The organism is Bradyrhizobium sp., from assembly GCF_049798375.1.
Lineage (GTDB): Bacteria > Pseudomonadota > Alphaproteobacteria > Rhizobiales > Xanthobacteraceae > Bradyrhizobium.
In genome coordinates this window covers 1-11,905 of record NZ_JBARGP010000281.1, presented here as the reverse complement: position 1 = coordinate 11,905, position 11,905 = coordinate 1, and the positions used below count along the sequence as shown (strand labels likewise).

The following is an 11,905-nucleotide window of genomic DNA, read 5'->3' as shown; positions in this document are numbered from 1 at the left end:
GGCCATGACCGTGATCATGCGGATGACCGTGGTGGAGGTGGTCGGGAGGAGCCATCAGGCGATGTTACATTATAACATTACACCTGTCTAACGCGCGGCTCATCGACGACCGCCACTGGAAGCTGGTATAATGAAACCTTCGCAAGTGCCGTCAGCCCAGGGAGCGCACCAAGGCCAAGCCCGCGAACAGCCCGGCAATCGACAGAAGGACCGATCCCAGCACGTAGGCCGCGGCAAGGCCCACAGCACCGCGCTCATAGAGCAGCGCCGTCTCCAGCGAGAACGCCGAAAATGTCGTGTAGCCGCCGAGCACGCCGGTCATCAGAAACAGCCGCCAAGGCTGCGACGCCTCACCCTTGAAGGCGAGATAGCCTGCGATCAGCCCCATCACGATCGAGCCCGTGATGTTGATGATCAAGGTGCCCCAGGGAAAGGCGACCCCGATGCATCTGGCGCAAGCGATGTTGACGGTGTGGCGGAGCGAGGCGCCAAGGCCGCCGCCGACAAAAACCAGGAGATAGTTGAACACACTGCGTCCGCTGTTGCATCCGGTTCCGATGTTTTGCCGCATGCAGGGGGATGCCGCAAGCGTGCCGCAAACAGAAAGGGCGGCAGCTTGCGCCACCGCCCCAAATTTTACCTCGTTGCGAGCGAAGCGAAGAAATCCAGCGTCGAGAAAGAAGTCTGGATTGCTTTGTCACTTCGCTCCTCGCAATGACGACGTCTGGTCGTGTCGCGCGACCTCAGCCCGCCTTGCCGAACAGTTCGTCGACATATTCCCAGTTGATGAGGTTTTCGACGAAGGTCTTCAGATAATCCGGGCGGCGGTTGCGATAATCGATGTAGTAGGAATGCTCCCAGACGTCGCAGCCGAGAATCGGGGTGGCGCCGTGAACCAGCGGATTCTCGCCGTTCGCCGTCTTGGAGATTTCGAGCTTGCCGTTCTTGACCTGCAGCCAGCACCAGCCCGAGCCGAACTGACCGGCGCCCGCGGCGGCGAAATCCGTCTTGAACTTGTCGAAGCCGCCGAGATCCTCGGTGATCTTCTTCTCGAGCCGACCCGGCAGCTTCGCGCCGCCGCCATTCGGCTTCATCCAGCTCCAGAAGTGGATATGGTTGTAGTGTTGGCCGGCATTGTTGAACACCGCAGGATTCTTGCCGAACGACCCCTTCACGATCTCTTCGAGAGACTTGCCTTCGAATTCAGTCCCCTTGATCGCGTTATTGCCGTTGGTCACGTAGGCCTGGTGGTGCTTATCGTGATGAAATTCCAGCGTCTCCTTCGACATATAAGGCCCGAGGGCGTCATAGGCGTACGGCAGGGGGGGAAGGGTAAAGGTCATGGGCGGTTTCCGCAACTTGTGGGAGGACTGGACTTAACGGGACCTCCTTATAGAAGGTTCCATGCCCGTAAAACACCGTGAATTTGGAAAAAGCAGGTCCGCGCCATGAGCATCGAGATCGAAGTTTTGAACGGCGATGCCTCCTGGGCGCAGGTCCATCCGCTGTTTCACGCCGTCTGGCCGCCGGAAGTCGTCGCCACATTGCCGTGGGCCGGCATCACCTTCGCACATGCCGATCTGCGCGTGCTGGTGCTGGACGAAGCCGGCGACGTGGTTTCCCATGTCGGCCTCTATCGCCGCGTCATCACCTGGAATGGGCAGAAGATGAATGCGGCCGGCATCGGCGGGGTGCTGACCCGCGCCGATCTGCGCAACCGGGGGCTGGCGACCATCGCTCTGAACGCAGCGATCCAGACTCTGCGCGCCGAAGACGCCGTCAATTTCGCAACCCTGTTCTGCGAACCGGATCGCGCACCGTTCTACATGGCGCGCGGCTTCCAGCCGTTCGAGGGGCAAGTCTATATCGAGCAGCCCGACCAGGGCCGCGTCCGATTCGAGGCGACCGCACCTTACGTGCATGATCTGAAGCGCAGTGCACCGACGCGCGGCACGCTCGATCTCTGTGGACTGCCGTGGTGAGGCGCCACGCTCGTTGAGACAAGACATCAAGACGTTGAGACGAATGCGGGGCCGACACCGGCTCGATATGCAAAGGCATTGGGACAAGCGGCGCAGACCGATTGCGTGAACGCGATTTGCTGTTATGGAGACCACCTTCATTCAGGGGGCGACCATGATCCGTCAATTCCGTTTCGCCGGGCTCGTTGTGGCGGGCTTCCTCATCGCTGCACAATCTGCCTTCGCGGCCGACGATCCGGCCGGCACCTGGCTGACACAGGCCGGCGATGCCAAGGTGAAGGTGGCGAAATGCGGCGGCGGGCTGTGCGGCACCGTGATCTGGCTGAAGCAGCCCTTCGATACGGACACCGGCAAGCCCGCGACTGACAGCAAGAACCCAAATCGCGAGCTCGCCATGCGGCCGATCATCGGCCTGCAGCTGTTTGAGAGCATGCGCGTCGACGGCCCCAGCAGATGGTCGGGCCGGATCTACAACGCCGACGATGGCCAGAGCTACGATAGCCACATCTCGGTGGCGGGCCTCGATACGCTCAAGGTCGAAGGCTGTGTCGGCTCGCTGTGCGGCGGCGAGACCTGGACGCGCGCGAAGTAGATCTTACAACGCGCTCAGCCCGGCGCGGCCTTCAGCGCGGTGGCGGCGGACGCATAGCCGCCGCGGGCACCGTCGATGAAATGCACATGATCCGACCGCACCGCTGACGGCGTGAAGCAGGTCATCATCGCGGCATCCTGGCGATGCAAACCATAGCGCACGATGCCGCGCGCGGCGGCCTCGGTCAGCCGCGCGTTCAGTTCGTTCGCCAGTTCCTCGGTGCAATCGAGGATCATGCGGAGCGCGTCGTCATATTTGCGGAAGTCGGAATTCTCGACCACCTGCTGCGTGTAGACGGCCGGCACGAAACCACCGACCCGAATGCCGAGGCGCATGATCGCATAATACAGCAGCGTGCGGCCGAGCACATAAGCGCGCCGCTGCGTCAGCGAGCCGCCGCGGCTCGCACGCGCTTCGAAATCGAGACCCTGCGGTGGCCAACGCAGCGGCGGTCCGCCTGCCGGCACCGGACGGCCGGCATCCGGGCTGCGCTCGACCAGCGCGACGATTTTTTCAATAATGTCGCGAAAGGCTGTCGGATCGGCCGCGCGCGCCGGCAGCACCAGCACCGACAGGATCAGCCCGCGCGATGCGGCCATCTCCTCGAACCGGCAGGACAGCCCAGTAAGGTCAGGCTGAGCGCCCGGCGGCGCCGGGGTAACGGCGAATTCGCCACGTTTCATTGCGACATCAGCCCAGCCGAGACCGCCTCCGGAAAACATCGCATAGGACAAATTGGCCGACGGACCATAGCGCGCGACGCGGACGTCGAGCCCCTGGGCGCGGACCGCACCGACCGGCACCAGCGCCACCCGCAGCTTCAGCCCAAGATCCTCGGCGGCCCAGGTCGCCGTGGATGCCAGCGCGTCGCGCGCGGCTGCGAGATCGCGCGGGGCGACCGCGAAGCTCGCGCCATCGCCGCCGAACACGAACGGAAACTCCCGGCCCATCAGCGCATTGGTCACCGCCGCGATCACGGCGGCGCCTGCCATGTTCACCGCCTTGTAGCGCCGCTCGGCGATCGCCTTGGTCGATTCGACAACGTCGGCAACGCCGACCGTCCAGTCGTCCGGCAGCGACCTGTACAGCGCGGGGTCCATCAGGCGCGCGAAGCCGCGGAAGACCGGGATCGAGCCGTAGAAATCGGAGGCATTGGCGTGCGACATGGACGGATCATCCATTCCGATTGCGACCTCTGCAAGGAGATACGCCCTTCGGGCCGACCAGGTTCAACCTTCTGGTCCGCCGAACTCAAGATGACACGAAGGCAAAGGCCTGCCCCCGCAGTCGAAAAATGCGAATTCATCGAAATATCACCGCAGCCCTGCTAGGCTCGGCCGATGAACGCGCAGATTCCGCCCGTCCCCGGCCTCCACGCCCATGCGCTGCAGCTTGCCGACCGCATCAATACCGCGGGCTTCGAAGGAAACGTGTTGTCCTCGACGCCGCTTGCGGTGCGGATCGGCGAAAGCGGCATGGCGGTGGTGTTTCGTTATGGCGTCGTGGTGTTCATCGGACTGTCGGCGCTGGAAGAGAGCGCCTTCCTCGACCGGCTGAAGTCGCGCCTATTCGGCCTGATCAATCCCCACGAGGAGGAGACGGCAAAGATCCAGGTCGCCCGCGACTCCGAGGAGATTCCGGTCGGCGGCCCGGTGCTGGTACGGGAGTTTTCGCTGGAGCGGCTCTTGATCGTAGCCGATGCGCTGGCCAAGAGCGTGGTGCTCGGCCGCGGCGAGCGCGAGGTTGCCAACGTGTTCGACACCATCGAGCCGTTCGCGCGCGAGCTAGCGAGTCTAGGCCGCACCTCGAAGAGCCGCACCGCGATGCTCAAGCTGCTCGGCGAGGCGCTGCTGGTCCAGCATCGCGTCTCCGGCCGCGTCGCGGTCGGCGAGAAGCCGGACGTGCTGTGGGATCGGCCCGATTTGGAGCGGCTCTATGCCCGGCTCGAGGACGAATACGAGCTCAGCGAGCGCGTCGACACGTTGAACCGCAAGCTCGCTGTGATCGCCGAGACGGCGACCACGCTGGCCGACATCATCGACACCAAGCGCTCGCTGCGGCTTGAGATCATCGTCGTGGTCCTGATCGCGTTCGAAGTCGTGGTCGCCGCCTACGACATCTACGTGCGCAGCGGACATTGAACCGGAAGCGCCGTACGGCCGACAAAATCCTTGGTTGTATTGGCGCATGGACACGCTGCACCGAACGCAGCGGATGCCTTGAGCGGGAACATGGGGGACTGCCGTGACGCTGCCTTATGGATTTGTCAAAGCCAAGATGGCTTCCGAGCCGAAGTTGAAGCCGAGCCGCCATCATCACGAAATCCAATATCACCTGCATTTCAGCCTGCTGGTCGACGGCGCGAACTGGGACGTCGCCGTCAATGTCGGCACCAATGACGCCGACGACCTGCTCAAATACAAGCTGGTGTTCGACTTCCGTCACCCGATCATCGAGACGCTGGCGAAGGCCGAGGCCGGTCCGCAAGACCTGACCGACAAGGATGCACTGCCCGCGCTCGACTTCCTGCGCAGCACCGACCTGCTCGGCAACACCGGCAAATGGCGCGACAGCGACGTGATGGACGGCTCCGACCAGACCGAGCCGGTGGCCTCACTGAAGCGGCTGCTGACGCGCGCCCACCAGGAGAGTCGCGATGTCTACATCTTCGGCCGCTTCTACAGCGAAGGCAACGGCATCCACGACGTCCATCTCAACCAGGGTTCGACCTCGAGCTTCATTCATCGTGCCGGCGACGATTCCAACGACCACAACGACGTCTGGCAGGACGGCGCGGTCATGGTTGATGTCGGCGAGCCGGAATGGGCAGCCTACTTCTCGGCATTCAACCAGCAACTCGTGCCGACCGACGATCTCGGCAATCCGCTGCCCGACAGCACCACGATCTGAGATCGATTATTCCAGCGCGCTGACGTTCCAGGTCGCGTGTTGCACGCCGGCCAGCTGTTCCAGCTCAGCTGTGATGCGATCGAGATCGGCCGCATCCACCGCGAGCGGCACCAGTTCGGCAACGATCTCGACCTGATCGTCAGTGCGATACACCAGCGCGGTCTCACGCACCGGATATTTCGCGACCTCCAGCCGCTCGTTGAGAATATCGCGAATTTCCGCGGCACGCTGCGCGTTCGTCATCACGACGATCTCGTAACTGGCCTCGGACGACTGCTCGTTGAGCGGGATACGATCGATGGCGTTGACCAGCGGCCGCAGCAAGGTATTGCCCGCCAGCACGAACACGGTTAGCGCCGCCGATTGCGCCACCATGTCGGCCCCGGCGCAGGCGCCGACCGCCGCCGAGGCCCACAGCGTCGCAGCCGTGTTGAGGCCGCGCACATTCATGCCTTCCTTCATGATCGCGCCGGCGCCGAGAAAGCCGATGCCCGACACCACATAGGCGATCACGCGCACGCTGCCGTCGGCGCCGGTCAGATGATTGGCGAGATCGACGAAGGCCGCTGCGCCCACCGAGACCAGCACATTGGTGCGCAGGCCGGCGCTGCGCTGGCGGTACTGCCGCTCGGCGCCGATCAAGGTGCCGAACACGAAGGCCGTGAACAGGCTGACCAGCGTGTCAACGAAATCATAGAGTTGGAACGTATGCAGGAATCGCATGAACGCGCCTCGACCTCCTCATTCGCCCACGGCAAAGCCGAGCATCCCCGGCCGACGATAGCGGACAATGCCACTTTCACGAACCAGGCTTGATCGGAATCAAATGCCGTCTCGCCCGGCTCAGCTAGGCTGCCGTGATTATCAAAAGAATGACGAGGCGAACATGTCGGGCCATCGCATGCATTACAGCCCTGCCGTGCGCCCCGGGGAGGACGCCGTCAGCGCGGTCAAACTATCGCAGCAGCTGACCGCGACCATCGATGCCTGGGCGGAGGCGCATCAGCTCACGCGCGCCGACGCGATCAGACGGCTCCTGGAGCTGGCGCTCGCGGCGTCGCCGCCGCCGGCCCTGCAACCTGGCGATACACTCGCGATCGAGCGAGACGCGGTCAGGCAGATCGAAGACATGCTCGACCCGGCGTTGCCGGCCGAGGAACGGGAACGCCGCGTCCGCCGCCTGACCGAGGGGCCGCCGGAATTTGCCGACCAGCGGGTCGATCTTCCAAAACACCAAAGGTGAACGCCTCAGGCGGCCTGCACCGTCACCGCCTCGTAGATGTCGTCTTCCTGTGCGGTGTGCATCCGCACCAGGGTCTCGATCGCCGCGATGACGCGCTGAGCGTCGCGGACTACATAGCGGTCGATCTTCTCCGACGGCAGGTCGTCCGTGATCCGCTCGAGCAGCCGGGCGAGATGGAGTATTTCACGATGTGCGCGGCTCATCGCCGCCAGGCCATGACGCTCGTGCAGCAATTGCGCGAGTCTCGGATAGATCGAGCCTTCGTCGTCAAGCTCGTGTGCGACCACTTGGCCCTGCACCAGCCGGTTGGCTTCCGTGATCAGGCCGGCGCAGCCCTCAGGCGCGGTGTCGTCGAGCGCATCGACGATGGCTCGCAGGCGGTCGAGGCTGCGGATCAGGGCCTGGTGATCGTGGCGCAGCCCGCGCCCATCCTCGATCGTGATGCGGCCCGCAGTATGCCGATGCACCGGCAAGGGCGCCCGCAAGGCATTGAGGATCACCGCGACATCGATCGCCTCCTGCACCAGCGCCGCGGGCACCGGCTGTAGCCAGCCGAGCGCCGCAGCGCCCATCGCCAGCAGCGACAGGCTCATGCCGACGACGATGCTCTGCACCGCGATGCCGCGCGCGCGCTGTGCAATCACGATGGCTTCGCCAACCCGGTCGAGGCGATCGGCCAGGATCACGACGTCGGCAGCCTCCGAGGAAGCGCTGGCGCCGCGCGCACCGAGTGCGATGCCGACGTCGGCCGACGCCAGCGCCGGCGCATCGTTGATGCCGTCACCGACCATGATGGTCGGATGCAGCCGCTGCTCGGTCCTGACCGCCTCGACCTTGTCGGACGGCGCGCGGTCCGCCAATACTGCATCGAGATCGAGCGCGGCACCAATAGCCTGAGCCGCCGCCGCGCAATCGCCGGTCACCATCACCATGCGCGCGATGCCGGCCTCGCGCAGCAGCCGAATCGCGCGCGGCGTGTCGGCGCGCAATTCGTCAGCCAGCAGCAGCGCGCCGATCAACCGTTCGTCAACGGCGACGAACACGATCAGGGCGGCGCGCCATGATGCCCGGCGGATCGCGCGCCGTGCCCAGGGGGCTGGGCTCGCCTGGCCGAGGATCATCTCGCGCGAACCCGCCCGCACGTGGCGGCCGTCGATCATGCCCTCCAGCCCTGAGCCCATGCGCTCCTTGACCCGCTCCGGCACCTTGAGTTTCAATCCGCGCGCCAGCGCGGCCTGCACGATCGCATTCGCCACCACGTGGTGCGACGCCTGCTCCAGCGAGGCGCCCAGCAGCAGCGCGTCGTCAGCGTTTTCCCCTGGCGCGGCTTCGACCGACAGCAGACGGGCGCCGCCGACCGTCAGTGTGCCGGTCTTGTCGAACAGCACGGTATGCGCGCGCGCCAGCGCCTCGAGCTTGCCGCCGCCCTTGACCAGGATACCGGCGCGCGCGGCCCTCGCCACGCCGGCGATGAACGCGACAGGAGCCGCCAAAATCAGCGGACAGGGTGTTGCCGCCACCAGCACCGCAAGGCTGCGGGTCAGGTCGCCGGACGCCAGCCAAGCGAGCGCCGCAATCACCAGGCTCACCGGCAGGAAAACAAGCGCGTACCGGTCGGCAAGCCGCACGAACGGCGCCTTGGCCGTCTGCGCCGCCGTCACCAGCCTGACGATACCGGCATAGGTGCTCTCGCCGACAGCTGCCGTCACCGTCATCTCGAAAGCCTCGCCGGCATTGAGCGCACCCGACAGGATCGCGCCGCCGCGCGACTTTGTCACCGGGATCGGCTCGCCGGTCACCGCCGATTCGTCGAGCACGGCGCTGGCCGACTCGACGACACCGTCAACCGGAACGATCTCGCCGGCCCGCACCATCAGCCGGTCATTGACCACAACCGCCGCGATCGGAACGTCCGCGAAGTGATCGTCCGTCCACCGATGCGCCTCGCGCGGAGCCCGATCGACCAGCGCGCGCAGATCGTGCTCCGCGCGGGCGACCGCAATGTCCTCGAGCACATTGCCTCCGGAATACATCAGCGCCACCACAGCGCCCGCCAGCGGCTGGCGCAGCACGATGGCCGCGCTCATCGAGACCAGCGCGATCGCATCGACCCCGACACGGCCGGCCAGCACATCCCGGACGATGGAAACCATGAGACCGAGAATCACCGGGATGGTCGCCAGCGTGAAAGCCAAGCCGGCAAGGTCGGAGCGGCCCGCGGCATGGGCCAGACCACCGGCCGTCAGACCCGTGACGGCGACCAGGACTAGCGTCCACCGCAGAATGCGCTCAAGCATGATCAGCCAATCCAGAACAGATGAGGAACTACCATCGCCCGAATTCCCGCATCGACACTTGACTGAAATCAATCGCTGCGGGTTGTGGTCGCAGGTGGGCCGCGTCAGGCGGTATTGCCGGCGTCGACCGTCAGCACCGTACCGGTGACATTCCGGCCGCCGTCGCCGAACAGATATTCGACCATCGCGGCGACGTCGTCGGTCTCCGGCAGCCGCCGCAAGGCGCTACGCGATGCAATCCGCCGGCGCTGCTCGTCGTCCATGCTTTGCGTCAGCTCGGTCGTGATGAAACCGGGTGCGATCGCGTTCACGGTGATCCCGACCTTGCCGACCTCGCGCGCCAGCGAACGCGTAAAACCGGTCGCCGCCGCCTTGGTCGCACCGTAGACGGACAGACCGTTATAACCGGTCGAGGCAATGATGGAGGAGATGTTGACGATGCGGCCCTCGCCCGCGGCCATCATGTGACGGACGACGTATTTGGTGAGGATCATCGGCGCCAGCACGTTGAGCCGCACCAGCGCCTCGATCTCGGAATTGTGCATGGTTGCGAGCAGGCCCTCAGTGCCGAGCCCGGCATTGTTGACGAGGCCATAGAGCGGGCCGAATTCGTCGCGCAGCGATTTCACGAAAGCCGGGATCGCCTCCGTGACAGCAAGGTCGCAGGCACGGAAGCTGATGCCGCCGCTGTGCGATCCGAACTCCGCGATCGCCGCGCCCAGTTCGTCGCTCTCGCGGCGCGCCACCGCGATCACATCATAGCCGGCGCCCGCGAGCCGACGCGCGATCGCAAGTCCGATGCCGCGGCTCCCGCCGGTGACCAGGACGTTACGCATCGGCACGCGCCAGCTTGCCGGCCGGCGTGACGTCGAGCGCGGCAACGAAGCGGATCACCGCCGGCACCTTGTGCGTGGCAAGCTTGGCCCGGCACTCCGCAACGATCTCGCTGCGGATGGCCGCGCAACGTGCGGCATCGCGGCCTTCGGCAAGCACGACATCCGCCACCACGATGCCCCCAGTGATCGGGCTGCGTCGCGACTTGGCGCGCGACATCCGCACCTCGGGATGGCTGTTGATGACGGCCTCGATCTCTTCGGGATGCACCTTCAGGCCGCCGACATTGATGATGCCGTTGCGGCGGCCGACGAAGTAATAGCGGTCGCCGCGCAGCTCGACCATGTCGCCGGTGTCGACGAAGCCGCCATCATCGGTGAGCGCCGCCGCGTCGCGGCCGACATAAGCGTGCGCAGCCCGCTTGGAGCGAATGCGCAGCGAGCCGTCGACCACTTTCATATCCACCGCACCCGCCTGCCCAATCAAAGCGGCCGGAAAGCCCTCTTTGCCGTCATTGACCGCAAAGCCGACGCCGGCCTCTGTCGAGGCATAGGCATGGCCGATCGAGGCCGCAGGAAATGCGTGGCTGAGGCCATCGAGCACCGGCTGGTCGGCGATCTCGCCGGAGAGACGGACATAGCGTGGCGCAAAGCCGGCAGCCGACCCGCTCATGAGCAGCTTGCGCCAATGCGACGGCGTGCCCGACATATGGGTGACGCCGCGCGCGTTCAGCCTGATAATATGATCGGCCAGCGGCTCATCCGCGTCCGACAGCACCATCGAGCCGCCGCCCACGATCGCGCGCAGGAAAATCTGCAGCCCGCCATAGCGGCGGATGTCGTAGAAGGTCGCCCACACCGGGATCGCAGCACCCGGCGCGGGGCTGTCGCCGATCATCGCACCACACAGCCCGTCCAGCGTATGACCGACGATCTTTGGCACACCTGACGTGCCCGATGTCAGCATTAACCATTCGGTGGCACGCGACGTCTGCGCGCGGACATCGACCGGCTGCGGCAACGTGATGGTGAGCATCAGATCGACGGCGAGACCGGCAAAGCGCTCCGGCTGATCGGTGACGACGGCGTCGATGTCGGCGTCAATCATGATGCTCGCGAGATGATCGTCCTTGAGGTCGGGCGGGCAGAGCAACATGCGCTGCGCCACGCCGTCGATCTCGATCATGGCGAGCCCGGCCAGCAGCTGGCCGGAGGTCGCAAGCAGCACCGCGCGGCCGGCAAGCTCGTTGCCAAAACCACCAAGGCAGCTCTGTGCGTCGAGCGCGCTCAGCGCGATGACGTGCCGCGGATCGGAGATCGTGCGGCCGGCAACGGGACCGAGACGGTCGCGAAGCGCAAAGATCTCACGCGGGGACATTCTCATAGGCCCTGATGAAGTCGCCTATCGTGTGGGGGAAAGCTGCATCCTCGGCCAGCGTGAACGGATCAGTGCCGAGATCGTCCTCGAGGCGGGCGACCAGGATCGCAAAGGCAAGCGAGTCGAAGCCGGTTTCGTGCAGCGAGAGGTCGTCAGTGAGCGGCGGCAGCGCAACCTTCTGCTCTTCCGCGATCTGCTTGATCGCCGCAATGATCCTTAATCTTACCGACATGGCTGAACCTTGCTTTTGTTTAAATTGCTGATGCAATCATAAGCCCGAAATCTGAAGCCAAGCTGTATCGCGGTATTCTTTCAGAGCGGGTGGTAAATGCTTTGCCGCCACTTTTCGATCAATCAGCTTCAGTCTGACGTCTCCGGACACGATGCGCGCGTAGAGCATCTCATCGAGCCGCCGATAAGCACCGGTCCCGCTGTCCCTAACATACAGTGGATCGTGCACGATGGCCGGATCGAAGCCGTCGCGCATCAATTGCTGCTTCTTCTGCTTGAAGGTCTCGGTGGATTCGAGCGTCGCGCAGATGCGCAACACGACCGGCAGTGCGTAGACCGGAAGTCGTCGTGCAAGATCGGCAGCGAACGCTGCGATATCGAAAAGTTCGTCGATCACCAGCGCGGCCATGCCGGCGCGCCCGTCCGCGCCCGGCACCAT

At 64.8% G+C, this 11,905-nt stretch carries 13 protein-coding genes and 1 pseudogene; 5 read left to right on the top strand and 9 right to left on the bottom strand.

Annotated features, from left to right (window positions below; all coding sequences use genetic code 11):
* Positions 1-151: 151 nt before the first annotated feature.
* Together crcB and WA702_RS12150 are read right to left on the bottom strand one after the other, a co-directional pair.
* Positions 152-529 carry a fluoride efflux transporter CrcB gene (crcB, locus tag WA702_RS12155; protein WP_425110768.1) on the bottom strand — a complete coding sequence of 126 codons (378 nt, stop codon included), beginning with the start codon at positions 527-529 and terminating at the stop codon, positions 152-154.
* 214 nt (positions 530-743) lie between these two features.
* On the bottom strand, positions 744-1,343 hold the full coding sequence (locus tag WA702_RS12150) for a superoxide dismutase (RefSeq protein ID WP_425110767.1): 600 nt from the start codon (positions 1,341-1,343) through the stop codon (positions 744-746).
* A gap of 105 nt (positions 1,344-1,448) precedes the next feature.
* On the opposite strand from WA702_RS12150, the gene WA702_RS12145 reads away from it, so the two are divergent.
* The gene (locus WA702_RS12145) at positions 1,449-1,982 is read left to right on the top strand and encodes a GNAT family N-acetyltransferase (RefSeq protein ID WP_425110766.1); all 534 of its coding nucleotides are present in this window, start codon (positions 1,449-1,451) and stop codon (positions 1,980-1,982) included.
* Between the two features lie 154 nt (positions 1,983-2,136).
* A complete protein-coding gene (locus WA702_RS12140; protein ID WP_425110765.1) occupies positions 2,137-2,574 on the top strand; it encodes a DUF2147 domain-containing protein in 438 nt (145 codons plus the stop codon).
* Positions 2,575-2,588: 14 nt separating this feature from the next.
* On the opposite strand, the gene WA702_RS12135 is transcribed toward WA702_RS12140, so the two are convergent.
* Positions 2,589-3,740 (bottom strand): DUF3095 domain-containing protein, encoded by a 1,152-nt coding sequence (locus WA702_RS12135; RefSeq protein ID WP_425110764.1) that lies wholly within the window; start codon positions 3,738-3,740, stop codon positions 2,589-2,591.
* A 174-nt stretch (positions 3,741-3,914) separates the two neighbouring features.
* Here WA702_RS12135 and WA702_RS12130 point away from each other — a divergent pair, with 174 nt between their 5' ends.
* Together WA702_RS12130 and WA702_RS12125 are read left to right on the top strand one after the other, a co-directional pair.
* A complete protein-coding gene (locus tag WA702_RS12130; protein WP_425110763.1) occupies positions 3,915-4,715 on the top strand; it encodes an RMD1 family protein in 801 nt (266 codons plus the stop codon).
* Between the two features lie 103 nt (positions 4,716-4,818).
* A complete protein-coding gene (locus WA702_RS12125) occupies positions 4,819-5,484 on the top strand; it encodes a DUF2278 family protein (RefSeq protein ID WP_425110762.1) in 666 nt (221 codons plus the stop codon).
* Between the two features lie 6 nt (positions 5,485-5,490).
* Here WA702_RS12125 and WA702_RS12120 read toward each other — a convergent pair whose 3' ends face one another.
* Entirely contained in the window at positions 5,491-6,207 is a 717-nt protein-coding gene (locus WA702_RS12120) for an MgtC/SapB family protein (RefSeq protein WP_425110761.1), read from the bottom strand.
* Between the two features lie 163 nt (positions 6,208-6,370).
* Between WA702_RS12120 and WA702_RS12115 the strand changes: the two genes are divergently transcribed.
* Entirely contained in the window at positions 6,371-6,727 is a 357-nt protein-coding gene (locus WA702_RS12115; RefSeq protein WP_425110769.1) for a hypothetical protein, read from the top strand.
* 5 nt (positions 6,728-6,732) lie between these two features.
* Here WA702_RS12115 and WA702_RS12110 read toward each other — a convergent pair whose 3' ends face one another.
* The 5 genes and pseudogenes from WA702_RS12110 to WA702_RS12090 form a co-directional block, all read right to left on the bottom strand.
* Complete coding sequence (locus WA702_RS12110; protein WP_425110760.1) at positions 6,733-9,024, bottom strand: heavy metal translocating P-type ATPase; 2,292 nt, start codon at positions 9,022-9,024, stop codon at positions 6,733-6,735.
* Positions 9,025-9,128: 104 nt separating this feature from the next.
* Complete coding sequence (locus WA702_RS12105) at positions 9,129-9,860, bottom strand: SDR family NAD(P)-dependent oxidoreductase (protein WP_425110759.1); 732 nt, start codon at positions 9,858-9,860, stop codon at positions 9,129-9,131.
* Positions 9,853-11,235, bottom strand: a complete 1,383-nt coding sequence (locus tag WA702_RS12100) for a class I adenylate-forming enzyme family protein (protein WP_425110758.1) — start codon at positions 11,233-11,235, stop codon at positions 9,853-9,855. Before WA702_RS12100 ends, WA702_RS12105 begins: the two co-directional genes overlap by 8 nt.
* Entirely contained in the window at positions 11,222-11,467 is a 246-nt protein-coding gene (locus WA702_RS12095) for an acyl carrier protein (RefSeq protein ID WP_425110756.1), read from the bottom strand. The genes WA702_RS12100 and WA702_RS12095 overlap by 14 nt, the downstream gene beginning before the upstream one ends.
* 36 nt (positions 11,468-11,503) lie before the next feature.
* Positions 11,504-11,905, bottom strand: a pseudogene (locus WA702_RS12090) (hypothetical protein); the annotation flags it as partial.

Excerpts from the sequence above, each read along its gene's own strand:
- WA702_RS12140 (WP_425110765.1), top strand. The coding sequence starts at position 2,137 with ATGATCCGTCAATTCCGTTTCGCCGGGCTCGTTGTGGCGGGCTTCCTC.
- WA702_RS12145 (WP_425110766.1), top strand. The coding sequence starts at position 1,449 with ATGAGCATCGAGATCGAAGTTTTGAACGGCGATGCCTCCTGGGCGCAG.
- WA702_RS12100 (WP_425110758.1), bottom strand. The coding sequence starts at position 11,235 with ATGTCCCCGCGTGAGATCTTTGCGCTTCGCGACCGTCTCGGTCCCGTT.
- WA702_RS12115 (WP_425110769.1), top strand. The coding sequence starts at position 6,371 with ATGTCGGGCCATCGCATGCATTACAGCCCTGCCGTGCGCCCCGGGGAG.
- WA702_RS12095 (WP_425110756.1), bottom strand. The coding sequence starts at position 11,467 with ATGTCGGTAAGATTAAGGATCATTGCGGCGATCAAGCAGATCGCGGAA.
- WA702_RS12120 (WP_425110761.1), bottom strand. The coding sequence starts at position 6,207 with ATGCGATTCCTGCATACGTTCCAACTCTATGATTTCGTTGACACGCTG.
- WA702_RS12150 (WP_425110767.1), bottom strand. The coding sequence starts at position 1,343 with ATGACCTTTACCCTTCCCCCCCTGCCGTACGCCTATGACGCCCTCGGG.
- WA702_RS12130 (WP_425110763.1), top strand. The coding sequence starts at position 3,915 with ATGAACGCGCAGATTCCGCCCGTCCCCGGCCTCCACGCCCATGCGCTG.
- WA702_RS12110 (WP_425110760.1), bottom strand. The coding sequence starts at position 9,024 with ATGCTTGAGCGCATTCTGCGGTGGACGCTAGTCCTGGTCGCCGTCACG.
- WA702_RS12105 (WP_425110759.1), bottom strand. The coding sequence starts at position 9,860 with ATGCGTAACGTCCTGGTCACCGGCGGGAGCCGCGGCATCGGACTTGCG.
- WA702_RS12135 (WP_425110764.1), bottom strand. The coding sequence starts at position 3,740 with ATGTCGCACGCCAATGCCTCCGATTTCTACGGCTCGATCCCGGTCTTC.